Origin of the sequence: Algoriphagus terrigena DSM 22685 (genome assembly GCF_000429445.1) — a bacterium.
Lineage (GTDB): Bacteria > Bacteroidota > Bacteroidia > Cytophagales > Cyclobacteriaceae > Algoriphagus > Algoriphagus terrigena.
This window is the reverse complement of the sequence record NZ_AUBW01000012.1, coordinates 1-24,098: the sequence shown is the minus strand read 5'-3', so window position 1 is coordinate 24,098 and position 24,098 is coordinate 1. Positions and strand designations below refer to the sequence as shown.

Sequence of the window (24,098 nt, the reverse complement as noted above, 5' to 3'; positions counted from 1 at the left end):
ACCACAAGATTTAAAATAGGTTTGGGATCTCCAAGTGACTCGATGCCGAATGAGTTGAGAACCGTGCCTTTTCTGAAAAGAAAGGATGAAAACCAAAGCTTGAAACAAAAACTTTAGGAACTAATTTTTCCTTACCAGTTCGTGGGCCGATAATCTTTCAAAAACTTTCCGTTCCAGTGTTTCCCGGTACTGATCCCGTCAAAGAGCGGATCCATCACCCGCGCAGCGCCGTCTACGATATCAAGCGGCGGTTGGAAGTCATGCAGCTCCTGCTTGATCCGTGCCAAATCAGCCGGGTCTTCGTCCGTCACCCAACCGGTGTCGACGGCATTGGTGTAGATCCCAAACTTCACCAAGTCTGCCGCCGAAGTCAGCGTCATCATGTTCAGAGCAGCTTTGGCCATATTGGTATGGGGATGCCGGGATTCCTTATGAAACTGATGGAATTTCCCCTCCATCGCCGACACATTGATGATGTGCTTCTTGCCGGTATTGTCTTTTTTCATCAAGTTCACCAATCGGTTACATAGGACAAAAGGCGCAACGGAATTCACCAGCTGTACTTCCAGCATCTCGTTAGTGTGGATTTCACCGAGCTTTAGGCGCCAGCTGTTGGTCTTGCGGAGGTCGACTTGTTGAAGATCTGCGTCCAGCTTTCCGACAGGAAAGATCTCTTCCGTGGCGATCGAGTCGTCGATACTGTAGGGAATTTGAGTCAGTTGAGCGGAGGAACTCAAGCCGATTCCGAGTTGCTTTCCGTGCCAGGACACCGGCAGGTTTTTGTATTCTCCTTCGGAAAAACTCTGGCTCAAAGTCCTCAGTTCCTGCAAGCAGGCGTGATGATCGGACAAAAGTTTCTGAGAATCCGGCGAAAGATCTCTCAGTTCCAGAATCTCATTTGGCATCAAATGCTGGTAAAATCCCGCAGGTCTTCTCACCGTCTGGGCAGCATTGTTGATCAGTACATCGAGTCTGTCGTAGTGCTGCTCAATGAAATTGCAGAAAATCTCCACGCTTGGAATGTGCCTGAGATCCAGTCCGTGGATTTTCAGGCGATCGCCCCAGTCCTTGAAGTCAGGTTCTTTGGCGAAGCGCAAAGCCGAATCCACCGGAAACCGGGTCGTAGCGATCACCGTAGCACCTGCTCTCAGCATCATCAGCGTGATGTGGTAGCCGATCTTCAATCGCGAGCCCGTCACCAACGCAACTTGCCCAGTGAGGTCAGCTGTTTGGAATCGCTTTGCATAATTGAAATCACCGCAATCCGGACACATCGTGTCGTAGAAATGGTGGAGGTGAGTGTAAGATGTCTTGCAGACGTAGCACTCGCGGGGAGACTCCAGGATGACGGTTTTCTTTGCTTCTTCACCCGTCAATTCGAGCATTGCCGGGGCGATGAAAATCGAAGCTTCACGGGCACTTCTGATTCCAGTTGTGTTGCGTGCCTGGATGTCTTTGGCCGCGATCTTTTTTCGATTGACCTTTTTTGCGCCCTTTTTTCGCTGCGCGAGTTCTTCTTTTCCGGGATGGGAAAACTGCCCCGCAGCCTTTATTAATGATATCCGCTGTTCCTTCGGGATGTCAAAGATTTGATTCGTGTCTGAGTTGAGTTTTTCCAAGATGGAAATACACAACTCAATTTCTTTTGGGGTGATCTTCACTGATTCTCCTGATTCTATTTCCATCTCCATCCTCGAAAACTTACAAGGGTGCAAAAGTAGAGATTTTAAAAGTGAAAATGAGAATCAATCAAATCACCGTCACACGAACCTTCTTCTCCTTCAATTTCATGTTATTGACCTTGGGCAGCAGCCTTTCCAAAGTTGCGGTTTTCACACCGACAAAGGCGCAATCCGTTTTGAGCTCGATCACTCCCAATTCGTCTTGGGTGAGATTGCCCTGTTTGAAGAATAGCCCGGCGACGTCACCCTTGGAAATTTTGTCTTTTCGTCCGCCGGATACAAACAAGGTGCTCCATTCTGAAGGAGCAGGACGTGGGTGATTGTCTAGCTTTTCGACTGGCAGATGGCCGATGAAGTCCGGCAGGCGCTCCTTTTCGAAGTGAAGTACATAGGCCGTTCCGGCACTGTTCATTCGGGCCGTTCGGCCATTTCGATGCGTAAATTCCTCGCTTCTGAGCGGCAGATGATAGTGGATGATGAATTTGAGTTCGGGCACATCGATTCCTCTTGCAGCCAAATCGGTAGCCAAAAGGACCTGATGGGTGCCGTTTCTGAATTTGATCAGGGCCCGTTCCCGATCAGTTTGCTCCATTCCTCCGGAAAAAACGCCATGAGAAATCCCATGATCGCTCAAGTAGTCGCTGATCCGCTCGATGGAATCCTTGAAATTGCAGAAAACAATCCCATTTTGGCCACCCAGTTGAGCAAGCAAAGAAATGAGTGTTTCCAGTTTGTCTTTGGTGGGAGAAAGGACCTTTTTGACCGTCAATTGGGTGATCTTATCCTCCAAAAAATCCACCGTAACGGGAGCTTTCAACCCCACAAATCGCGGGATGTCCACGCCCTGGGTCGCTGAAGTCAAGAGTATCTTCTTCACTCTGGGTATCAGATAGAGGATGTCCTTCATCTCGACTTCAAAGCCGATCTCCAGCGACTTGTCGAACTCATCGAGGACGAGCGTGCGGATGAACGTCGAGTCAAACGCCTCCCGCCTCAAGTGATCCGCAACCCGTCCCGGAGTCCCAACCAAAACGGCAGGGCGGTGCTTGATCTCGATCCGGTCCTTAGAACCAGCCCGTCCGCCATAGACGGCATTTACCTTGAAGCCAGTGCCCATCTCACGCATCACTTGCTCGATCTGAATCGCCAATTCACGCGAAGGAACTATGATCACGAGCTGGATTTCCTCACAGGCTGGGTCGAGCTCCTGAATCAAAGGCAGGAGAAAAGCAAGGGTTTTGCCTGTGCCAGTGGGGGAAAGCAGGATGATCTCGCTGGAAGACTGGATTGCCTTTTGCGCAGCCAGCTGCATGGGATTCAGTTGCTCGATTCCAAGTTTGGCCAGGATCTCTGCTTGGCTCTTTTGCGGTGTGGACATGCGGCAAAGGTAGGTTTTTAAAAATATAAGAATCGAATCATTATTAGCTCATGCCGTCTCAAATTGTATTGTTTTGCTATTCAAAAACACGGCGCGGGTGTTGGTACCAATTATTCTGTAAGTTAAGCCAAGTTCATTTTTTCAAAGGCACATACTCCATCCAATCCACTTCCAGTTCAAATCGCTTTTCGGGCTTTTCGAGAGAATTAGGATTGGTTTCCACAGCCCAATTGTCAGTATGCCAGAAGTTCATCCGGTAGCGGGAGGGATGCTGTGGAATCCCCTTTTCACCCTGATAATCCCATAGTACGACGGTGTCAGCAGTAGCCGGGTGCAGCATCCACCAGCGGATTCGGTCCGGATGCCAGTCAAATCCATAGGTGTGAAACTGAGCGGATGCATCGAAGCCTTCGATTGCCGCGATCGATTCGGGAAGATTGCTTTCATCGGATAGTTGTTCCCTGATCTCGCGATGGTCTTCGCGATATTCGGTGGTATAAATGATTCCTTTAGCGAGGTTGATCGTTCTCCCGACCCGCTTGAGTTGTCCAGATTTTCCGGTCCAAGTGCCCACATAGATGACTTCCGGGTCCGCGATCAGCCATTCCATGTCCACTTCACTCAGCCCGAGTAGCGTGTCATTATGATAGGTGAAATACCCGACCACTGCTCCGACATTGGGTTGATCCGTCGCAGCGGGGACTTTCAGCCGGGTGGAGTAGCTGCCGAAATGGGTAAATTTGTCGGAGATGATCTCGGGCCCTTTGCCGGGTCCTGCGTCTTCTTTTGGATTTAGTTTGAAAGAAAGGATCTTGGAGCCCAGCTCCGTTTTTGACTTTTTACCGGATTGCCACTTAAAACCCGCTTTGGTTCCCGTCGATCCGTAGTGAAAGTATTCCGGTTTGGACGAGGAAAAATCTTCCCGGAACGCTTCGTGGAAATCACCGTTGAACTGGTCGGCTTGGATTACAGAAAGCAGCAGGAAAACGGAAAGGAAGTTGATTTTCATGGAAAGGAGATCAGCGGTAATTTAGTCCGGAAGTGCAAAAGCCACATATGCATCGCCGCTTTTAGTGCCTTTGCCGCCTCCACAGGCGATGACGAGGAATTGTTTTCCGCCCTTTTCATAGATTGCCGGAGTGGCATGTCCAGAAGCCGGAAGTTTGGCTTCCCAGAGAATTTTGCCCGATTCGGTGTCAAAGGCGCGGATTTTTTCATCCTTGGTCGCGGCGATAAATAGGATTCCGCCAGCTGTGACCACCGGTCCGCCGTAGTTCTCTGTGCCCGTGGGAGCAAAACCCTGCGCACTCAGCGAGTCGATTTCGCCAAGCGCGACCTGCCATTTCTTTTTTCCGGTGTTCATATCGAGTGCGGTCAGTAGTCCCCAAGGTGGATTGGAGCCATAAAGTCCCTCTTTGGTCACGAGCTTTTTGTAGCCCTTCATGTAGTAGCGGGGATAGAGCTTGGAGCTTTCGGCTTCCAGTTCTTTTTTGTCTCCGGTTTCGGTTTTGCCCAAAAGATAATCTATCAAGATTCCCTTTTCCTCTGCGGAGATGTGGGAAAAAGCAGGCATCGCACCACGCCCCGATTGAAGAAGTTTGCCCAAGGAGTCAGCGCTGTATTTTTTCTCCAAACCAATCAAAGACGGCACAGATCCGGTAACTCCTTTTCTGTCGATCCCATGGCAATTGCCACAGTAGTTGGTGTAGATGGACAGCCCGACGTTGCCAAAGCTAGCGTTGGGAGTCATCTCGATCAGCCAGGGGATCTGGTTGGCATTGATGTACATCGTCTGAGTGGTCGGATCAAAAGCCGCTCCGCCCCATTCACCGCCTCCGTCCATACCGGGGAAGAGCACGATGGGTTTTTCGGGATGCGGGGGCGCCCAGACATCGCCAATTGTTGCATTGGAAAGTTGCGATTTGATACCTGCCTGCCATTCAGGGTTCAGGTTGAGGATGTCTTTTTCTTCGAAAAGCATCTTCATAAACGGCTCCGGTAAGGTCGGAATAGGTTGGGTTTTAGAGCTGATCTCTCCGGGCATGACGGATTGAGTCACGGAAGTTTCGTTGATCGGCCAGATCGGCTCGCCTGTTTCCCGGTCGAAGACATAAGTCATCCCCTGCTTTGAAATTTGGGCGACTGCATCGATCCATTTGCCGTCCTTTTGGATGCGGATCAGATTGGGATTGGCGGGAAAATCCCGATCCCAAACATCATGGTGTACGGCCTGAAAATGCCAGATTCGTTTCCCCGTTTTGGCGTCCAAAGCCAACAGGGAATTGGCGTAAAGGTTGTCTCCGGTCCGATATCCTCCCCAGAAGTCATAGGTCGCAGAGCCAGTTGGCACATAGACAATGCCCCGAGCTTGGTCGACCGTCATCCCGGCCCAGTTATTTGCGCCACCGATCTGCTGGATGTATTTGGGATCCCAGGTTTCGTGTCCGGCTTCTCCCTCTTGCGGGATCGTGTGAAAGATCCATTCCCGCTTGCCCGTCCGAATATTGTACGCGCGGACATGACCCGGCGCGGCGTCGAGTCCTTCTGAAAGCCGCATCCCGAGGATCAGCAAGTCGTCATGAACCACTCCCGGCGAATTGGAAACGATCATAAAATCGGTCAAGTCTGTGTCCAAATCCTTCCGCAGATCGACTTTTCCCTGATCTCCAAAGGCGAAGTCCGGCTCGCCAGTCATCGCGTCTAGAGCCATCAGCCAGTTGCCGGCCGTGAAGAGAATCCGTTTTTCTTCCCCGCTTTCCCAATAGCTCACTCCACGATTCGTTCCCGCCCAGGAGTTTTCGCCTCCCAAGATCTGAAAAGGATCAAACCTCCAAACTTGCAGCCCCGTAGCGGCATCGAGCGCAAAGACATTCAGCGTGGGAGTAGTGGCGTAGAGCAGTCCATTTGCAACGATCGGCTGGCACTGGATCTGGCTCCGCTCGGTGGCGTCTTCGGTGTGATAAGTCCAGGCAACTTGGAGTTGGGTGACGTTTTCTTTGGTGATTTGTGCCAAAGCAGAGTAGCGTGAGCCGTCCTCCGGGCCTCCATAATGAGACCAGTCAGTGTAGTCGATGGTGGGGGATTTTTTTTCGCAGGAAAAGAAAAACAGCGTGATGGCAAACACAAACAGCGTCTTGGATGTCATTTTGGGGTGGTTTTGGCTGCAGAAGATCGTTTATTTTTAAATGGCTGCAAAGTTGCGCGGAGTCAAAACTTCTGTGAAAAGGACAAGACCGCGGTTCATTAGCGTTCGCGAAGGTTTATAAAGTAAAAAAGGGTAACGTTCGATGCAGTCGGCCTTACAACTTTCCGGTCTTCACAACTTTTCAAGCCTTTTTTTCCTACCTTTGCCCTCCCAAACTGAAAGGATATCCGTGAAAGCTAGAACGTTAAAGAAAGACAAGGTCAATATCATCACCATGGGTTGCTCCAAAAACCTGGTGGATTCGGAAGTCCTTTTGACCCAGTTGAAAGGTAACGGAATCGATGCCCGTCACGAGTCTAACTCTCAGGATAACAACATCATTATCATCAATACTTGCGGATTTATCGACAATGCCAAGCAGGAATCGATCGATACAATCCTGCAATATGTGGATGCCAAGGAGCAGGGTTTGGTGGACAAAGTCTATGTGACCGGATGTCTTTCGCAGCGCTACAAAGACGATTTGGAAAAGGAAATTCCGCAGGTGGATGCATTTTTTGGAACAAGGGATTTGCCTGCGATTTTGAAAAAGTTCAAGGCTGACTACAAACATGAGCTAGTTGGCGAGCGTCTGTTAACCCATTCTGCACACTATGCCTACATGAAGATCTCGGAAGGCTGCGATCGACCTTGTTCGTTTTGCGCGATTCCAATCATGCGTGGCGGACATATCTCCAGACCGATCGAGGAACTGGTGAAAGAGGCGGAGCACAAAGCTGCCGGAGGAACCAAGGAATTACTTTTGATTGCCCAGGATTCGACCTATTACGGACTGGATATTTACAAAAAGAGAAACCTCGCCGAACTGATGCGCAGGCTTTCGGATGTGAACGGAATCGACTGGATTCGTCTGCATTATGCCTATCCGACCGGCTTCCCGATGGAAGTCATCGAGGTGATGAAAGAGCGGGAAAATATCTGCAACTACCTGGATATTCCCTTGCAGCACGGTTCAAGTGACGTGCTGAAGGCTATGCGTCGCGGAACTACCCGTGAAAAACAGGAAGAGCTGATTCACAGCATCCGGGACATTTTGCCGGATATCGCTATCCGTACCACGCTCATTGCCGGGCACCCGGGTGAAGGCGAAAAAGAATTCCAGGAGATGGTGGACTTCGTAGAGCGGATGAAATTTGAGCGTTTGGGAGTCTTCACCTATTCCCATGAGGAAAATACCCATGCCTACTCGATGGAGGACAGTCTTCCGCAGGAGGTAAAGCAAGAGCGGGCAAGCCATCTGATGGAGATCCAAGAGCAGATTTCCTACGACCTGAATCAGGAGAAGATCGGCAAGACGTACAAAGTACTGATTGATAAAAAAGAAGGCGGACACTTCGTGGGCCGTACCGAATACGATTCAGTGGAAGTGGACAACGAAGTCTTGATCGATGCCTCCAAGCATTATTGCAGGGTGGGTGATTTTGTACAGGCGAAAGTCTACGAGGCGACAGAGTTTGATCTGTACGCGACGGTGGAAGACTAGTCTGGCCTCTTACGAAAAAGGATAAAAATACTTGCGATGCTGCTTCTCCGGAAGCAGCATTTTTTTGTTTAGTTCGGCTTTTGGAGAGACAGGACAAAAATCGAATTAATCCGAAATTATAGCTGTCGGAAATTCTTTAATCTCCAAAACCCTTCACTTCGTCCAGAGATTTGCTGCGTTCGTAGACATTTTTTTTCCACCTTCATAGTCTTAGGCAATTTGAGTGCATCAACAACTCAAAAACACTAAAATGAAAAAGGTAAAATCAATTCTCGCCCTGGGACTACTCATGCTTGTCATGAATTCCTGTGTGTATTCGCTATTTCCGATCTACACGGACGACACCCTTGTTTCTCTGCCCGGACTGATCGGCCGATGGGGGATGGAGGGGAAACCGGAAGAGTTCATTGAGTTCAGCAGCCTTTCGGCTGAGAAAAATGAACTGCCGAATTCTCTGGACAGGGCAGCCAAAAACGGGAAGAGCTATCGAATCGAGATCACCGAGGGTGTCGAGAAGGAGGTGTATGTCGGTCACATCGCCCAAATTGGCAACGACTATTTTCTGGATCTTTATCCGAGGGAGGATTACAGCTCGAATTTTATGCCCGTCCATACATTCATTAAGCTGAAATTCACAAATAATCAGCTAGACCTGACTGCCTTTAATCTGGAGAAACTGAACAAGCTTTTCGAAAGCAATCTCATCCGCCTGAGGCATGAAAATGTGGATGGGACAGTGCTGATCACGGCCCAACCGGAGGAAATCCAGAAGTTTATCGATCAGTACTCGGATGACGAGACGGTATTTGAAGAGACGGAACACTACAAAAGAATTAGCTGATTCCTCTTATGGCAAAGTTCATTCATTCAAAATGGTTACAGCATCCGGTTTTTTGGATGCTGTCCATTTATGCCATTGGAAGTTACTTTTCGATCTCGAGTATCTTCAAGTTTATAGATATTTTTTATGCCCTGCTTTTTCATGTCCCGCTGATTTTTCTAGTGTATCTCAATCTGAGGTTGCTGATCCCCAGATTTCTCGATAGCGGCAAATATCTCCAGTATATCCTCAGTATTCCCTTGCTTTTGCTTGCGGCCTACGGTGTCCATGAGCTCACTTTTGAGATCCTCTTTCCGCTAATGGATTCGGATTATTACATGGTTTCCTTTACGGAGTGGCAGGTTTTGGTCAGTATTTTCCTGATTTATCTGATCTTGACCACGCTTATCAAGTTGTCCAAGTCATGGTATAGACTTCAGCAAGTCGAAAAGGAAAAGTTATCCCTTGAACTCAATTCACTGAAGACCCAGATCAATCCCCATTTCTTGTTTAATAGCTTAAACAGCATTTACTCGCAAGCTTTGGCCAAAAGTGACCAGACACCGGAGACGGTTTTGGAGCTTTCCAATCTCCTTCGCTATATGCTCTATGAGGTGGGCGAGGAAAAAGTGCCTTTGGCTAAAGAAGTGGAGATGCTGGAGAATTACATCGAGTTGCAGAAACTTCGCCTTGAGGCTGGATCCAAGGTTGGATTTACGGTCCGGGGAGACTTAGAGGGAGTGATGATCGCTCCGTTGCTATTGTTTCCCTTGGTGGAAAACGCCTTCAAACATGGAATGAAAGAGGCTTCCGAACAGGCCTTTATCGACATCCACCTGAAGATTGAAACTGGAATCGTCTTTTGTATTAAGAATAAGTTGGGGCAAGTCGACGATGTGGAAAAAGGAAAATATGGCGGGATCGGCCTTGAAAATGTAAAAAGACGGCTGGAACTTATTTACCCCAATTCGCATGAATTTGAGATTCTTAAGACAGCAACCGACTTTGAGGCTAAATTGAAATTGTTATGATCCGATGCGCAATCATAGATGACGAACCGCTCAGCCGGGGCGTTTTGAGGCAATTTGTTTCGGATCATCCGGATCTGATCTTGGCGGGAGAGTACAAAGGTGCGCTGGAGTTTATCGCTGCTGCCGAATCGAATCCCGTTGATCTGCTGTTGTTAGACATCAATATGCCCAAACTGTCCGGGATCAACCTTTACAAATCTCTGGCAAATAAGCCGCTGGTGATCTTCACAACTGCCTATCCCGAGTTTGCACTGGATGGATTTGACCTCAATGCGGTCGATTACCTGATGAAACCGATCCCGTTCGACCGTTTTTTACAGGCGGTTCAGAAGGTCAAAGCCCGATTGAAAACACAGCAGGAACCTCCCGAGTACATCATGCTGAAGGTGGATAAGAAGTTGTACCGCGCCCCTTTTCAGGACATTTTGTTTTTTGAGGCTTTTGGAGATTATGGAAAGGCTCACCTTACCAACCAAGTCTTGATCATCACCTCGACGATGAAAAAAATGGAGGCGGAGCTGCCAAAGGAGCTTTTCGTCCGGGTCCACAAGTCCTATATTATTAACACGACCAAAGTGGAATATGTCGAAGGCAATCAGGTCAAGATCGGAAGCAAATTGATTCCGATAGGGATGAGCTATCGCGAGAATCTGCTGAAGCAGTTGGGATGAAATGGGCCTAGGTAATGAAGAAGCAGGACGACATAAGGGTCTTATGGAAAATAGAAAATGCCAGCGGATTAGACAGGCATTTTTAATTGAGAAAAAAGTTTCGAGCTTTTTTGAATTAGGCTTTCGCGTTTAGAATAACCTGTAGGAGACACCCAACGAATACCTTCCGACAGGGCCATATCCCAGTTCTGTAAAAAGTCCGCAATTTTTGGTGGGGTAGTATCGAATGACTGCATTGACTCCGGCGATGTAATTCATGTCTTCTTCAGCTTCGTATTCTGACCATTCAATGGCCTCGCCTTCATCGATTGGAGTTAATATATTTTCGGACATGACAGTGAGTCCGCCGTAGCCCAATAGCAAAATCTCCCATTTTGGTTCGTCTTTGATCCAGCCAAGTTGGTTTGAAAAAAATGAGCTTAAGTCAAACCCAATTCGAACTCCCAGCGGAATGTATTGCCTCTCATAATTAATTTCCTTTGTCGTATAAGGCGGGATTGGATACTCTGAGGTAAAACCAGATTTTCTGTTTTGAATTCCTAGATAACCGCCCAAAACCAAATAATCACTGAGATGATGGTCAAATGAAGGTTGATAATACAGGCCATTGTCTTCTGCCTGAGCATATCGATAGCTGTCTGGGGAGACAGATAATCCAAAGGTCCACTTGGATATTTCTTTTTCTATTTGTCCAAATGAAAAAAGAGGAATTCCGGTGAAAAGAAGAAGGGTTAAAAGCTTTTTCATAAAAGTATGGCTTAGTTGTTTCCAATTTTAAAAGATTAATCGAAATTGTCAAAATTTTAAGGGATTCAGGGGAAATCCAACTTCCTCTCCGACTTCTGGAGACGCAGGAAAACTAGCAGCAGGACGACATAACCTGCACTTTTTGCCCTTTCACCCTTTCGCCCTAATTTAGCGGTCTAAAATCACCCGAATGAAGTTGATCGAAGTCACCACACCTGCCCATCAGAGAGAGTTTATCGAGATGGCTGTCAGCTTGTATAAAAACGAAAAGAATTGGATCAGGCCTCTTGACGCAGATATCGAGGGGCTTTTTCATAAAGAAACCAATAAGCTTTTCCGAAACGGGGCGAAGGCAAAAAGATGGCTTTTGCAAAATGACAAGCAAGAAACCATCGGACGTGTTGCGGCTTTTATCAATCCAAAGATGAAAGAAAAACAGCCGACCGGAGGTTTGGGTTTCTTCGAGTGTATCAATGATCATAAGGCAGCTTTTCTCCTTTTTGACACCGCAAAAGCCTGGCTGGAAAGCGAAGGCATGGAAGCAATGGACGGCCCGATCAACTTCGGCGAGCGCGACAAGTGGTGGGGCTTGCTCGTGGATGGATTCACTGAGCCCAACTACAACATGCCCTGGAATTTCGGCTACTACCAGAAGTTTTTCGAGGACTATGGATTCCAGCTCTATTTCAAACAGTTCACCTACATGCGACCAGTACAAGACTTGGGTTTTGACGAAAAGATGATCCAGCGGGCCAATCTGATCATGGCAAATTCCGAGTATTCCTTCCGCTATATCAAGGGAAAAGAACTGAAGGAAAAGGCGCCGGAGTACTTTATGACGGTGTATAACAAAGCCTGGGCCCGCCACATGGGCAAGTCCATCGCGCTGAAAGAAGCCCAGATGATGTTTGGCAAGATGCAGCCGATCATCGATGAGCGCTTGATTTACTTCGCTTTTCACAAGGAGGAGCCGGTTGGCTTTTTCATCCAAATCCCGGAAATCAACCAGATTTTTAAGCACGTGAACGGGAAGATGGACCTCGTCGGCAAGTTGAAGTTTCTTTGGTACAAGACCTTTTTTCCTCCCAACAAGATGCTCGGTCTGGTCTTTGGCGTAGTGCCGGAGCATCAGGGCAAAGGCGTAGAATCTGCCATGATCATCAGCTACGACAAGATGAGCGGCAAGTCTTCTTTTCCCTACAAGACCATCGAGATGAACTGGATCGGTGATTTCAACCCGAAGATGATGCGGGTATGCGAGCAGCTACTGGCGACGATTTACAAGACGCACCATACGTATCGGTTCTTGTTTGATCGGGAAAAGCCGTTTGAAAGACACAGGATCTTTGATTGATAAAGTGTCGGATGCTGGATGTCGGATGGCTGCTGTCAGTCCGAGCATCTGACCGACGAGAGTCGGGAAGTACGAGGACCGCCAATAGTGGACTTCGACTCCGCTCAGTCTGACACCTCATAAATTTTCCAATATTTCAATTTTATAATTTTCCAATACAGAATAAAAAATGAAAAAATACGACGTGACCGGCATCGGGAATGCCTTGGTGGATATCGAGTTTAAAGTTCAAGACCAGTTTTTCACAGACAACGGAGTCGAAAAAGGACTGATGACTTTGGTGGACGAGGAGCGGCAAAACTCGCTTATGGGCGTGATCAACACCGCCGAAGCCAAGAAGCAAGCCGGTGGTTCGGCTGCCAACTCCATCGTGGCGGTAAGCCAGTTTGGAGGAAAATCCTTTTATAACTTCCGCGTCGCCAACGACGAACTGGGACACTTTTACCTGCAGGATCTGATCGATTCGGGAGTAGCCATCGCGGTGGAAAAGGACAAACTGGAAGCCGGCGTGACCGGGAAATGTCTGGTGATGGTGACTGAAGACTCGGAGCGCACGATGAATACCTTTTTGGGTATCACCCAAAACTTCTCCGTGGCGGATGTGCACGAATCTGCCATCAAGGATTCCAAATACCTCTTTATCGAAGGATATCTGGTGACTTCGCAAAACGGAAAGGACGCCATGATGTATTCCAAGAAAATCGCCGAAGACACCGGAGCGAAAGTTGCGATGACCTTTTCCGATCCTGCGATGGTGAAGTATTTCAAGGCAAACTTTGACGATGTGATCGGCTCGGGCGTGGATTTGCTTTTTGCCAATGAGGAAGAAGCCATGCTTTTCACAGGAAAAGAAACTTTGGCAGAAGCCAGAGAAGAAATGAAGAAATTCGCCGAGCATTTTGTCATCACGCTCGGCAAAAATGGAGCGATGATCTTTGATGGCGACACCTTCATCGACATCGAACCTTACCCGACCACGGCGATCGACAGCAACGGCGCCGGAGATATGTTTGCCGGGGCATTTCTGTATGGAATCACCAACGGACACAGCTATGCATCCAGCGGGAAACTGGCCTCGATGGCAAGTTCCCAGATCGTGAGCCAATTTGGGCCGCGTCTGAAACGGGAAGAAGCAGAAGCGATATTGGAGCGATTGAAACCCTAAATGAATGCCCGGAACGACAGTCGGGCATTTTTATTTGCCCTTTATTAACTACTAAGATTTTGGTATTTCACGAATAGATATTTTTTTAGGAGAAAAATAAATAACTAGATTCCCCTCAACCGGATGTTTGTCCATTTATGGACAGATAGAACCTTTTGGGGTTTTACCCGATAAGTATTGCAACAGAAACTAACCCATCTTTTTACTATGAAAAAAATAACTGCGGTTGGCCTGATAGCTGGGATGCTCAGTTTTCCGGCTTTGGCCCAAAACAAGATCGAGTTCAAGGAATTCACCTTGGACAACGGTCTGCATGTGATCATGCACCAAGACAATACTACCCCGATTGTGGTCGCTTCGGTGCTGTATCATGTCGGATCAAAAAACGAAAATCCAGAGCGGACAGGCTTTGCCCACTTCTTTGAGCACTTGATGTTTGAAGGCTCCGAAAATATCGACCGCGGCCAATACATGAACATCATCCAAAGCCGTGGCGGTACGCTCAATGCCTACACGTCTAACGACATCACTTACTACTATGAACTGCTTCCATCTAACGAACTGGAACTGGCTCTCTACATGGAAAGTGAGCGCATGCTGCATTCCAAGGTCGATCTGACAGGCGTCGAGACACAGCGGGAAGTAGTAAAGGAGGAGCGGAGACAGCGGTACGAAAACCAGCCTTACGGGACGATTCTCCCGGAAACCTTGGTGAGAGCCTATTCCGTCCACCCGTACCAGTGGGCTCCAATCGGCTCAATGGATCACTTGAATGCGGCCACGATAGAGGAATTCCAGCAGTTCTACAAAGACTTCTATGTGCCAAACAATGCGACGCTGACGATTGCGGGTGACATCGATTACGCGCAGACTGAGAAATGGGTGAAGGAATATTTCAGTGAAATACCCAAAGGAGCAAAGGAAATCTATCGCCCGGACATCACCGAGCCTAAGAAAACCGCTGAGATCAGAGACATTATCTATGACAATATTCAGATTCCGGCGGTCATCCAAGCCTACAATCTGCCGCCGAGAAACCACCCGGATTCGTACGCGCTATCCATGCTTTCCACGTACCTGACAGGGGGGAATTCCTCGCTGATGACCAAGGAGCTGGTCGATAAGCAGCAAAAGGCCTTGGTGATCGCAGCTATCCCGCTTGAGTTGGAAGATGGAGGGATCTTCATCATGTACGGTATCACCAATATGGGTGTGGAGCCAAAGGATCTGGAGACCGAAATCGACAAGTTGATCAAGCAAGTCCAGGATCAGGGGATCTCGGATGAGGAGTTTGAAAAGTTGAAAAACATCATGGAAAACAACATCGTGAGCGGGAATTCGACGGTCGAAGGGATTGCTGAAAATCTGGCCGAGGCCAACGTGATCTATGGCAATACCAACTACATCAATCAGGTCATGGACAAGTATTCCCAAGTCACCAAAGCCGACATTCAGCGGGTAGCCAAAGAATACCTGGATCTGCAAGGCCGAGTCGTATTGTATTATTTGCCAAAATCAGCTCAACCTACCGTTGAGTAATTGTTTGACCTAAACGATCGAAGACACATGAAAAAAATAGCAATAGCATTTGTATTGACACTTTTGGTCGCTGTGGGCAGTTTTGCCCAAGTAGACCGAAGTAAGTTTCCTCCGGCTGGGCCAGCACCCGAGATCAAAATCGGAGAAGCCGAGACGTTCACTCTGGACAATGGACTGAAAGTGTTTGTGGTGAAAAACACCAAACTTCCCCGCGTATCCTTTACGCTGGTTTTGGAAAGAGACCCGATCCTGGAAGGGGACAAAGCCGGGATGACCGGATTCGTCGGGGAGATGATGATGGGCGGGACCAAAAACCGATCAAAAGATCAGCTGGATCAGGAAATCGACTTTATCGGGGCGAGCCTGAGTGCTTCTTCCACTTCGATGTATGCCTCTTCGCTGAAGAAGCACCAAGCCAAGGTGCTTGAATTGATGGCTGACGTGCTTTACAATCCTGTTTTTCCGCAGGAAGAACTGGACAAACTGAAAAAGCAATCCCTGACTGGATTGGCGCAGAGCAAAGACAATCCCAACGCGATCTCCTCAAGACTTGCGGCGGCGGTGGTATTTGGCAAAGACCATCCTTATGGTGAGATGGAGTCCGAGGCGACGATCAACAACATCACCGTGGATGACTTAAAAAGCTACTACCGCACCTTTTTTAAACCGAATATCGCTTACCTCGCCATTGTCGGCGACATGGACAAAGCGGAAGCAGAGAAAGTGGTGAAGCAGTATTTTGGCACCTGGACCAAAGGCGAAGTGCCCACATTTACCTATCCAGTCCCAGAAAGAGCTTCCAAGAGAGCGGTCGCTTTAGTCGACAGAAGCTCCTCCGTGCAGTCGGTGATCAATCTGACGCAACCGGTGCAGATGAAAATCGGCGATCCCGACTACATCTCCAGCCGATTGCTTAATCAGATCTTGGGAGGAGGCTCTGCTTCTCGATTGTTTATGAATCTGCGGGAAGACAAGGGTTACACCTACGGCGCTTACTCGTCGATCGGAGCCAATAAGCTAGTGACGACTATCTCTGCCAATGCTTCCGTTCGGACCGAAGTGACCGATTCGGCCGTGTACGAGTTCATCCATGAAATCCAGAATTTGGTCGAAAATGGCGTGACCGAAGAGGAGCTTGCCAAAGCCAAAGCAGAATTGTCTGGAAGCTTCGGGCGCTCGCTGGAGCAGCCAGCTACCGTGGCAAACTTTGCGCTAAACATCGAGCGATATGGCCTTCCAAAAGACTACTACGAAACCTACCTTCAAAAACTCAACGCATTCACTGTCGCTGATATCAATGCGACTGCCAAACGACTGATCGAACCGGATAAGTTTGTGATCACCACCGTAGGGAATGGTGCCGAGATCAAAGAAAAACTGGCTCAGTTTGGAGAGGTCACGATGTACGATAACATGGGTCAGCCCGCCAAGGAGCTCACAGCGGACGCGGACATGACTGCCGAAAAGGTGTTAGAAACCTACCTGACTGCGATTGGTGGCGCAGAAAAAGTCAAAGCAATCAAAACGGCCAAGATCTCCATGGATGCGAATGTCATGGGAACCGCGCTGAACATCGCTTTCTTCTACGATTCTCAAAACGGTCGCTATGGACAAAAACTCTCTATAGCTGGCAATGTGATGCAAAAAACTACGTTGGCTGATGGAAAAGCTTCGATGTCTGCGCAAGGCCAAGAGATGGAGTTGAGCGGCGAACAGCTGGAGGCAGTGAAATTGAACTCCTACCTATTCCCCGAGGCGATCTATCAGGAAATGGGCTACACGCTCACCTTTGATGGCTTGAAAGATGTGGATGGAACTCCGGCATACAAGGTGATCATCTCCGCCCCATCCGGAGCAAAGCTGATCAATTATTATGCGCAGGAGTCTGGACTGAAGATCAAATATGAAAACCCGGCCTCTGGTGACACGTTCTATTCTGACTACCAAGCCAAGGATGGCGTATTGCTACCAATGGCTTGGACCATCAAGTCGCCAGCTATTCCGGCTCCATTGGAAGGAAAAGTGACTTCGCTGGAGCTGAATGTGCCGATCACGGACGAGGATATCAAATGATTTGAAAAAGGGGGGAGAAATCCCCCTTTCGTTAAAAATAAAAATCTCTTGAAATGCCAATTGTAAAAGTCCCCTAAATGGGATTTGGGTATTCCGTGTTGCAATTTAAAGACAAATTATAACCACATGAAAATCAAGTCTCTTTTACTAGTAGGTCTGCTGGTTTCCGGAATCTCGGTAGAGCTAGTTGCGGAAAAAGTCCCTTCGACCGGGGATCCTTTTGTCATCGTCGAAAACGACCCAGCGACCGTGATCGCCAAGTACTTGGAGGCAGTCGGTGGCGAGGAAAAGATCCAGACGATCAAAAATGCCAGCATGACGGCCGAGGCCAGTTTTCAGGGCCAGATCATCGAAATCAAGACAATCGCAGACTCCGAAAACTCCCGATTGATGCAATCCACTGCTGTGGGGGGAAATGTAATGCAAAAAACACTTTTTGTGAACGGCAAAGGGCAAATGGTAATGATGGGCCAGACTCAGGAGCTTACTGAGGAGACGATTGCCATGCTCAAGCCACAGACCTTTGTATTTCCCGAGCAGCATTACGAGGAGATGGGTTTCAAGCTGGCATATATCGGTGAAGAAGATCTGGAGGGCGTTGCGGTACATAAGTTGGAGATGACCTCTCCGACCGGCATCGTCACGCAGGAATTCTATTCGGTAGAGAGCGGGCTAAAGTTGAAAACCAGCTCCGAATCGGCAGGGGATATCTCCTATTCTGACTACCAGGAAGTGGACGGGATCTTAATGCCAATGCTCTTGACGATCAAAAACCCGATGCTTCCGGTAGCTTTGGAAGCCAAGATAGTATCGGTAAAATTTAACCAGACGCTGACTGAAGCGGATTTTCAATAATTGAAAACGCTTCGTTTTTGAGAGAGACCTTCTGAAAAGAAGGTCTTTTTTATGCCTTCCAGTTTTCTCTCGTTGGGGTTGTATCTGTTTGGAAAAGTTGATAGATCGGAAAGAAACTCTCGCTCTTCTCAGAAAGTGACACTTCCAGCATCCTTCCGTTCCGTTCGATTTGAAGTTGCAACGGGCCGGATTCGATGGCTTTTCCCATTGGCCAATTGACGATTCGGTCGTTTTTCATCAGGCTGAAAAATGCATTGGAATCCGGATGAAGCTGCGAGATTATCCCGGCCGAACTCGTACGGACGCCCCTCTCGTGCAAAAGCCAGTCTTCGCCATACGTTTCTTCCAGCGAGATTCCTATTTCTGTCAACAGTGTCCTGAGTGTTGGAAAAAGATCCTGATAGCCGCTCACAAAGTCGGCAAAGAATGCACGGATTTCACTCGTCTCCGAAAACTCCGAGAAAACTGCATTTTCGAAATCAGCGAGTTCATATCCGATGAAAGGCTTTCCAAAATCTACCCACATTTTCCGCATGACCTGAGCCAGAGAGCTTCCGTTTTTTAGCAAGAGAAGATCGATGCATAGTGTAAGTAAGGCTCCTCTCGTGTAGATATTAACCTTTCGGTCGGTCACTCCCGGCACGTAACCGTCCAGCCACAGATCGTAGGAGGACTCTTGAATCGTGTAGTTTTGCCAGCCAAAACTGGCAGCTTCTCGGTTGACAATTTTTTCCAAATGTCGGAGATAGGTCGCTAGATCATAGACTCCAGACTTCAACAAATACAAATCGCCCATGTAAGTGGTGACGCCTTCGAGGATCAAACCACATTTTGAATAGGCTTCCTTGGAAAAATCATACGGCGAAAGCTCTTTGGGGCGAATCCGGCACACATTCCAGGCGTGGTAGAGTTCGTGGCAGCTCACTCCAAGTAGCTCCTCCATCTGAGTAGCCTCTTGAAGGCTCTCCGCGGGACCAAAGGTGATCACAGTTCCCCGCCGATGCTCCACACCGTGGTAGTGCGGGTAGGGAAGTAATTGGAAGATGAAATGGTATTCGGATTCGGGAAATTCCCCGAAGTCCAAGATCAGTTTCTGCGAAAAGGCTTTGAATCGATCAAGGAACAGGTTCTTGTCAAAATGCACTTCGCCATGTATCCAGACATGAAAAGCGGTTTCATCTACTTGGTATTCCCAATGATTTAGATCTTTGGCGGCCAAAATTGTAGAGTCCGCCAGCATCTGGAAGTTTTCTGCTTTCCAGATCGAGGAAGAAATCGGGATCAGCGTGGTGATTTGCTTCGGGAAATTAGGAAGATCCAGAGCAACCTCGATTTCTTCTTCACTTCTGCCCAATACTTCAAAACAGCAATTGACCAGATTTATATAGACTTGCTCGTCATCGGCCCAGGCGCTTCCCGCATCCATCTTTCCTGCCCAATATTCATAGCTAATATGAACGCTTCCGGCGGAGGTGGGGAGGATGCTCCAAGAGTCTTTTGACAATTTTTCGAAGGGAACGGGATTGTTTTTTTCATCGAAAACTTGAAACCCACGAATATTTTGAGCGAAGTTTGCCAACTGATAGCGACCGGCTCTCCAGGCGGAAAGCTGGATTGAAACTGTTCTTTTTTCCAGAATATTAAGATTAAGCTTGATTTGGAGGAATTGGGAGGCTGGGTTTGGACAAGAAATCTGAAAGTAAAGCATGGGTTTTCTCACTGAGTTTCAAAACAAATGTATTGCCCCGATTTGTATTTAAAAAAATGGTGCATATCTTTGCAATCCTTTTTGGGGTCAATGCCAAAGAGGAAGGACAAGAGAGCACAATTAGATAAAGATATTCGATCATGAAAAGAACATTCCAGCCTTCTAATAGAAAAAGAAAAAACAAGCACGGCTTCAGAGAAAGAATGTCCACTGCAAACGGCAGAAGAGTCTTGAGAGCAAGAAGAGCCAAAGGAAGACACAAGTTGACTGTATCTTCTGAAAAGACTTTGAAGAAGTAATTCTTTTCGCCGGTTTTCGTATGTTCACATACGAGTACTGTCCTTGCGATGAATTATCGACTTCCCAAATCAGAACGGCTACATGCCGAAAGAGTAATCAAGGAACTTTTTAGCGAAGGTTCCTCTTTTTTTTTATACCCATTTAAGGTCATTTTTTTAAGGAAAATTGACCTCGTCGGCCAAGCCAATCAAGTGCTTTTTTCCGTTTCGAAGAAGAAAATCAAACGGGCCAACGGCCGGAATTTCATCAAACGCAGATTCAAAGAAGCATACCGGCTCAATAAACATTTATTGCCCTCAGATGGAATCATCCTGGGCTTTATATTTGTTGGCAAGGCAGAGATGTCTTTTGCCGAGATCGAACCCAAAATGATTCAGGCGTTAAACAAGCTGAGCCAGGAATTATTCCAAAATCCACTTTCAACATGATTCAAAAATTGAAAAAACCGATTGTCTTTATTCCGCTGATTTTGGTGCTTTTTTCAGGTGTTTTTGCGTTTCAGACGAAAAACGACAAGCTGTTCGCCCTGGCCAAAAACATTGACATTTTCGCTACGCTGGTGCGGGAGCTGGATTCATATTATGTAGATGACATCGATCCGGATCACCTGGTGACGATCGGGATCAATGCGATGCTTGCGGAATTAGACCCCTATACAGAATATATTCCCGAAGAGGAATCAGATGATTTCAGGGTGCTGACTACCGGAGAATACGCGGGTATCGGAGCTCTGATCGGCAATCGGGGAGAAGGAAACATGGTTTTGATGCCCTATACAGGATTTCCCGCTCAGGTTGGAGGATTGAAGATCGCCGACTTTATCTTGAAAATCGACTCTGTCGACGTGACAGGTAAGCCGACTACTGAAGTGTCAGAGTTGTTGAAAGGACCGGCTAATACACCTTTGAATATCAAGGTTTTGCGAGATAAAGACACCCTAGATTTTGCATTGGTACGCAAGAAGATCTCGCTGAAGAATGTGCCTTTCTATGGCAAATTGGATGATAAGACCGGTTACATCAAATTGGCTGATTTTACCACCAATGCTTCGGCGGAAGTCAGAAATGCTTTAGTAAACCTCAAATCTCAGGGAGCAGATCGGCTGATCTTGGACTTGCGGGACAATCCCGGGGGACTGGTAAATGAAGCGGTGGAAATTGTGAATCTTTTCATACCCAAAGGAAAAGATGTTGTCAAGACCCTTGGCAAGCTTCAAAACGTGAATTACAACTACAAAACGACCAAAACACCCGTGGACAAAGACATTCCGATGGTCGTGCTGATCAATGAGAGAAGTGCGTCGGCGGCTGAGATCGTGGCGGGAGCGCTGCAAGATTACGACAGAGCCGTTTTGATTGGGAGAAAGTCCTTCGGAAAAGGATTGGTGCAAACCACGATTCCATTGACCTATAATGCACAATTGAAAGTCACCACTGCCAAGTACTACATCCCGAGTGGTCGCTGTATTCAGGCGATCGATTATGCCCAGTCCAGAGAAAACGGAGAGCTAACATCGGTTCCGGACTCATTGAGAAAAGCCTTCAAGACTGCAAATGGTAGAGAAGTGCTGGACGGTGCTGGAATCGAACCGGATGATCTGGTGGAGGAGGTGACTTACGCGCCGATTTCTTACACGCTGGTGGCCGGGAATCACATTTTCGATTTTGCGACGCAATATTTCTATAAGCACCCGTCGATCTCTGATCCGATGGCCTATACGATTACCGATCAGGATTACGAGGATTTTAAAAAATTCCTTGTGGGCAAAGAATACGACTACACGACTTATATAGAGAAGTCCGTGGAGGATTTGGAGAAGTATGCCGAAAAGGAAGAGTATTTCGAAGAGATCAAGTCACAGCTCGAGGCTATCAAAGCCAAAGTAAATCACAGCAAGGAGCAGGATCTGGATAATCACAAAGAAGAGGTGAAGAAAGTGTTGAGTGAGGAGATCGTTTCGAGATATTATTTCCAGGAAGGCATGATTGAAGCGGGCCTTGATCAGGATCCAGGAGTCGACTTGGCAATATCTTACCTTTCCAGTCCGGACAAGATCGCCAAGACACTTTCCGCATCGACCAAATAACATGGCGACGATCCTGTCAATTGAGACTTCGACCTCTATTTGTTCTGTAGCGGTTCATTTGGATGGGAGACTGATTTCACTTTCTGAACTGACCGAGCCTGGTGCACACGCGGAGCGGCTGATGCTGTTGATTGAGGAAGTGTTGGAAAAAGCAAAGATCGGATTTCAGAAGCTCGATGCCGTTGCTGTGTCCGAAGGGCCGGGTTCGTATACCGGCTTGCGGATTGGCGTGTCCACTGCCAAAGGCCTGGCCTTTGGCCTAAATAAGCCACTGATCGGAGTGAATACATTGCAAGCTTTGGCAAGTGCCGTGGCTTCACGCGAGGGCGAACTCGTTATTCCAGTTTTGGACGCTCGGAGGATGGAAGTGTTTAGACAGGTATTTGATTGGAAACTGAACTCCGTAGCGAAGCTTGATGCAGAAGTGTTGTCGGAAGATTCCTTTCAGAACTTTCTGGAAAGTCACCGGGTTTACTTTTTGGGCGATGCAGTCGATAAAGTCGAATCTATTGTACAGCATGATCACGCGCGCTTTATTTCCGACTTGTCGTTTTCTGCCCAGCATATGGGCGGAATAGCATTCGACAAATATCAAAAAGGCCAGTTTGCAGACTTGGCTTACTTCGTCCCCAATTATCTAAAGGAATTTAAAGCGCTGCATTCTAAAAAGAATCCGTTATTGAGTTTATGAGTGAGCTAGTTAATCGCGTTGCAGCAAGTCCGATCCTATCGATCAATATGGAGGAGTTTTATCCCCAGGAAGAAAGGGTGTTGTTTGACCTGAAGCCTTTCCTTTTCCAAGAACTGATCTTGAGGGAAAAGGAATTTCGTCAGGCGTTAAAAGAATTGGATTGGTCAATTTATAATAACAAATGGGTTGCGGTGACCTGTACTGCGGATGCAATAGTTCCTACGTGGGCATTTATGCTGGTCTGTACTTATTTGGAAAGCGATTCTAAAGGATATGTTGTAGGTAGTCTGGAAACCTTGGAACAGCACATTGCTGAGACAGCTTTGGCTAAAATGGACTTGGCTGAATTTGCGAATCGGCCGGTGGTAATCAAAGGGTGCTCTAAATTTCCGATACCTCTATTTGCTTACGGACGGTTAGTTTCGCTTTTGCAAAGCCAGGCAAAGAGCTTGATGTTTGGAGAGCCTTGCAGCACAGTGCCGCTTTATAAGAAGCCGAAGGCGTGATTGTGAAAGACTAGGAGAATTGACGCTGCTAGTAAAAGGGTCTCTGGAAACTGAAATTCTGGAGGCCTTTTTACTTATAAAACTTTTCCTTGATCATTTTCAGGGAGTTAGGCTGGGGAGAGATTTTTTTTGGAGTAGGGTATTGTTGTGGAGAAAAAAAGGGGGATATTTGCACTCCCAATCGAGGCGAACGGTGTCGAGGGAAATTGAAATGAGGGAGTGTGGTGGGGTTAAAAACCCGGAACAGGCGCTGGGGAGGCGGAAAAATTAAAAAATTTATTTTCCGATCCGGTTGCAAATAGAAAAACTTCACTTACCTTTGCATCCCGGTTCGCAAGGAACGGAAAGCAGAAAGAGAAAACGAGACGGAAATCAGGGAGGTGACTCCGGATTTTGACAGTCCAGCCGAAAGCGGTTGGGCAAGTTCTTTGAAATGTTGTAAGAGATAGAAAGCCTGAGGAAACGACAGGCGTGAATGAGTTGCTTCGGCGTTCATTTGCGGATACGAATGATAATTTACAATGGAGAGTTTGATCCTGGCTCAGGATGAACGCTAGCGGCAGGCCTAATACATGCAAGTCGAGCGGCAAGTCGAGGAGTAATCTGAGACCTAGAGCGGCGTACGGGTGCGTAACGCGTATGCAACCTACCTCATACAGGGGGATAGCCCGGAGAAATCTGGATTAATACCCCATGGCACAGCACAAGGGCATCTGCGAGCTGTTAAAGATTCATCGGTATGAGATGGGCATGCGTCTGATTAGCTAGTTGGCGGTGTAACGGACCACCAAGGCGACGATCAGT

Annotated in this window: 20 protein-coding genes and 1 rRNA gene; 15 read left to right on the top strand and 6 right to left on the bottom strand. The window is 47.7% G+C overall.

Annotated elements, in window-relative coordinates; all coding sequences use genetic code 11:
- Positions 1–131: 131 nt before the first annotated feature.
- From G459_RS0112065 to G459_RS0112050, 4 genes are all read right to left on the bottom strand, one after another.
- A complete protein-coding gene (locus tag G459_RS0112065; RefSeq protein ID WP_245588176.1) occupies positions 132–1,685 on the bottom strand; it encodes an SDR family NAD(P)-dependent oxidoreductase in 1,554 nt (517 codons plus the stop codon).
- Between the two features lie 64 nt (positions 1,686–1,749).
- Positions 1,750–3,060 (bottom strand): DEAD/DEAH box helicase, encoded by a 1,311-nt coding sequence (locus G459_RS0112060; RefSeq protein ID WP_026967882.1) that lies wholly within the window; start codon positions 3,058–3,060, stop codon positions 1,750–1,752.
- A 133-nt stretch (positions 3,061–3,193) separates the two neighbouring features.
- Positions 3,194–4,069, bottom strand: a complete 876-nt coding sequence (locus G459_RS0112055) for a glycoside hydrolase family 16 protein (RefSeq protein WP_035455799.1) — start codon at positions 4,067–4,069, stop codon at positions 3,194–3,196.
- A 21-nt stretch (positions 4,070–4,090) separates the two neighbouring features.
- Positions 4,091–6,205 (bottom strand): outer membrane protein assembly factor BamB family protein, encoded by a 2,115-nt coding sequence (locus tag G459_RS0112050; protein WP_051315189.1) that lies wholly within the window; start codon positions 6,203–6,205, stop codon positions 4,091–4,093.
- Positions 6,206–6,434: 229 nt separating this feature from the next.
- Between G459_RS0112050 and rimO the strand changes: the two genes are divergently transcribed.
- From rimO to G459_RS0112030, 4 genes are all read left to right on the top strand, one after another.
- Positions 6,435–7,748, top strand: a complete 1,314-nt coding sequence (gene rimO / locus G459_RS0112045) for a 30S ribosomal protein S12 methylthiotransferase RimO (RefSeq protein WP_026967879.1) — start codon at positions 6,435–6,437, stop codon at positions 7,746–7,748.
- 250 nt (positions 7,749–7,998) lie between these two features.
- Entirely contained in the window at positions 7,999–8,589 is a 591-nt protein-coding gene (locus tag G459_RS0112040; protein ID WP_026967878.1) for a hypothetical protein, read from the top strand.
- 8 nt (positions 8,590–8,597) lie between these two features.
- Positions 8,598–9,599, top strand: coding sequence for a sensor histidine kinase (locus G459_RS27360; protein ID WP_084454475.1), 1,002 nt, complete (start codon positions 8,598–8,600; stop codon positions 9,597–9,599).
- Positions 9,596–10,270: a LytR/AlgR family response regulator transcription factor gene (locus G459_RS0112030; protein ID WP_026967877.1), complete on the top strand. Its 675-nt coding sequence runs from the start codon at positions 9,596–9,598 to the stop codon at positions 10,268–10,270. The genes G459_RS27360 and G459_RS0112030 overlap by 4 nt, the downstream gene beginning before the upstream one ends.
- Positions 10,271–10,399: 129 nt before the next feature.
- Here the strand turns inward: G459_RS0112030 and G459_RS0112025 are convergent, their stop codons facing one another.
- Positions 10,400–11,017 carry a hypothetical protein gene (locus G459_RS0112025; RefSeq protein WP_026967876.1) on the bottom strand — a complete coding sequence of 206 codons (618 nt, stop codon included), beginning with the start codon at positions 11,015–11,017 and terminating at the stop codon, positions 10,400–10,402.
- 190 nt (positions 11,018–11,207) lie between these two features.
- Between G459_RS0112025 and G459_RS0112020 the strand changes: the two genes are divergently transcribed.
- The 5 genes from G459_RS0112020 to G459_RS0112000 all read left to right on the top strand — a co-directional run bounded on the left by G459_RS0112020 (position 11,208) and on the right by G459_RS0112000 (position 18,003).
- Positions 11,208–12,371 carry a hypothetical protein gene (locus G459_RS0112020; protein WP_026967875.1) on the top strand — a complete coding sequence of 388 codons (1,164 nt, stop codon included), beginning with the start codon at positions 11,208–11,210 and terminating at the stop codon, positions 12,369–12,371.
- 169 nt (positions 12,372–12,540) lie between these two features.
- Positions 12,541–13,536, top strand: a complete 996-nt coding sequence (locus G459_RS0112015; protein ID WP_026967874.1) for an adenosine kinase — start codon at positions 12,541–12,543, stop codon at positions 13,534–13,536.
- Positions 13,537–13,743: 207 nt separating this feature from the next.
- Positions 13,744–15,075 (top strand): M16 family metallopeptidase, encoded by a 1,332-nt coding sequence (locus G459_RS0112010; protein WP_026967873.1) that lies wholly within the window; start codon positions 13,744–13,746, stop codon positions 15,073–15,075.
- A 27-nt stretch (positions 15,076–15,102) separates the two neighbouring features.
- Positions 15,103–17,148 carry a M16 family metallopeptidase gene (locus tag G459_RS0112005; protein WP_026967872.1) on the top strand — a complete coding sequence of 682 codons (2,046 nt, stop codon included), beginning with the start codon at positions 15,103–15,105 and terminating at the stop codon, positions 17,146–17,148.
- Between the two features lie 126 nt (positions 17,149–17,274).
- On the top strand, positions 17,275–18,003 hold the full coding sequence (locus tag G459_RS0112000; protein ID WP_026967871.1) for a LolA-like protein: 729 nt from the start codon (positions 17,275–17,277) through the stop codon (positions 18,001–18,003).
- Between the two features lie 49 nt (positions 18,004–18,052).
- On the opposite strand, the gene G459_RS27355 is transcribed toward G459_RS0112000, so the two are convergent.
- A complete protein-coding gene (locus G459_RS27355; RefSeq protein WP_035455795.1) occupies positions 18,053–19,711 on the bottom strand; it encodes a M61 family metallopeptidase in 1,659 nt (552 codons plus the stop codon).
- Positions 19,712–19,851: 140 nt separating this feature from the next.
- Between G459_RS27355 and rpmH the strand changes: the two genes are divergently transcribed.
- From rpmH to G459_RS0111965, 6 genes are all read left to right on the top strand, one after another.
- Positions 19,852–20,010 (top strand): 50S ribosomal protein L34, encoded by a 159-nt coding sequence (rpmH, locus tag G459_RS0111990; protein WP_026967870.1) that lies wholly within the window; start codon positions 19,852–19,854, stop codon positions 20,008–20,010.
- A 48-nt stretch (positions 20,011–20,058) separates the two neighbouring features.
- The gene (rnpA, locus tag G459_RS0111985; protein ID WP_026967869.1) at positions 20,059–20,439 is read left to right on the top strand and encodes a ribonuclease P protein component; all 381 of its coding nucleotides are present in this window, start codon (positions 20,059–20,061) and stop codon (positions 20,437–20,439) included.
- Positions 20,436–22,097 carry a S41 family peptidase gene (locus tag G459_RS0111980; RefSeq protein ID WP_026967868.1) on the top strand — a complete coding sequence of 554 codons (1,662 nt, stop codon included), beginning with the start codon at positions 20,436–20,438 and terminating at the stop codon, positions 22,095–22,097. The genes rnpA and G459_RS0111980 overlap by 4 nt, the downstream gene beginning before the upstream one ends.
- A 1-nt stretch (position 22,098) precedes the next feature.
- A complete protein-coding gene (gene tsaB / locus G459_RS0111975) occupies positions 22,099–22,788 on the top strand; it encodes a tRNA (adenosine(37)-N6)-threonylcarbamoyltransferase complex dimerization subunit type 1 TsaB (RefSeq protein ID WP_026967867.1) in 690 nt (229 codons plus the stop codon).
- Positions 22,785–23,294, top strand: a complete 510-nt coding sequence (locus G459_RS0111970) for a DUF2480 family protein (RefSeq protein WP_026967866.1) — start codon at positions 22,785–22,787, stop codon at positions 23,292–23,294. The genes tsaB and G459_RS0111970 overlap by 4 nt, the downstream gene beginning before the upstream one ends.
- Positions 23,295–23,812: 518 nt before the next feature.
- Positions 23,813–24,098 (top strand): 16S ribosomal RNA (locus tag G459_RS0111965); the annotation flags it as partial.

Coding starts and splice junctions, on each gene's coding strand:
- G459_RS0112020 (WP_026967875.1), top strand. CDS start 11,208: ATGAAGTTGATCGAAGTCACCACACCTGCCCATCAGAGAGAGTTTATC.
- rpmH (WP_026967870.1), top strand. CDS start 19,852: ATGAAAAGAACATTCCAGCCTTCTAATAGAAAAAGAAAAAACAAGCAC.
- G459_RS0112065 (WP_245588176.1), bottom strand. CDS start 1,685: ATGGAAATAGAATCAGGAGAATCAGTGAAGATCACCCCAAAAGAAATT.
- G459_RS0112030 (WP_026967877.1), top strand. CDS start 9,596: ATGATCCGATGCGCAATCATAGATGACGAACCGCTCAGCCGGGGCGTT.
- G459_RS0112055 (WP_035455799.1), bottom strand. CDS start 4,069: ATGAAAATCAACTTCCTTTCCGTTTTCCTGCTGCTTTCTGTAATCCAA.
- G459_RS27360 (WP_084454475.1), top strand. CDS start 8,598: ATGGCAAAGTTCATTCATTCAAAATGGTTACAGCATCCGGTTTTTTGG.
- G459_RS0111980 (WP_026967868.1), top strand. CDS start 20,436: ATGATTCAAAAATTGAAAAAACCGATTGTCTTTATTCCGCTGATTTTG.
- G459_RS0112000 (WP_026967871.1), top strand. CDS start 17,275: ATGAAAATCAAGTCTCTTTTACTAGTAGGTCTGCTGGTTTCCGGAATC.
- G459_RS0112025 (WP_026967876.1), bottom strand. CDS start 11,017: ATGAAAAAGCTTTTAACCCTTCTTCTTTTCACCGGAATTCCTCTTTTT.
- rnpA (WP_026967869.1), top strand. CDS start 20,059: ATGAATTATCGACTTCCCAAATCAGAACGGCTACATGCCGAAAGAGTA.
- G459_RS27355 (WP_035455795.1), bottom strand. CDS start 19,711: ATGCTTTACTTTCAGATTTCTTGTCCAAACCCAGCCTCCCAATTCCTC.
- G459_RS0112050 (WP_051315189.1), bottom strand. CDS start 6,205: ATGACATCCAAGACGCTGTTTGTGTTTGCCATCACGCTGTTTTTCTTT.
- tsaB (WP_026967867.1), top strand. CDS start 22,099: ATGGCGACGATCCTGTCAATTGAGACTTCGACCTCTATTTGTTCTGTA.
- G459_RS0112010 (WP_026967873.1), top strand. CDS start 13,744: ATGAAAAAAATAACTGCGGTTGGCCTGATAGCTGGGATGCTCAGTTTT.
- G459_RS0112005 (WP_026967872.1), top strand. CDS start 15,103: ATGAAAAAAATAGCAATAGCATTTGTATTGACACTTTTGGTCGCTGTG.
- G459_RS0112040 (WP_026967878.1), top strand. CDS start 7,999: ATGAAAAAGGTAAAATCAATTCTCGCCCTGGGACTACTCATGCTTGTC.
- G459_RS0111970 (WP_026967866.1), top strand. CDS start 22,785: ATGAGTGAGCTAGTTAATCGCGTTGCAGCAAGTCCGATCCTATCGATC.
- G459_RS0112060 (WP_026967882.1), bottom strand. CDS start 3,060: ATGTCCACACCGCAAAAGAGCCAAGCAGAGATCCTGGCCAAACTTGGA.
- G459_RS0112015 (WP_026967874.1), top strand. CDS start 12,541: ATGAAAAAATACGACGTGACCGGCATCGGGAATGCCTTGGTGGATATC.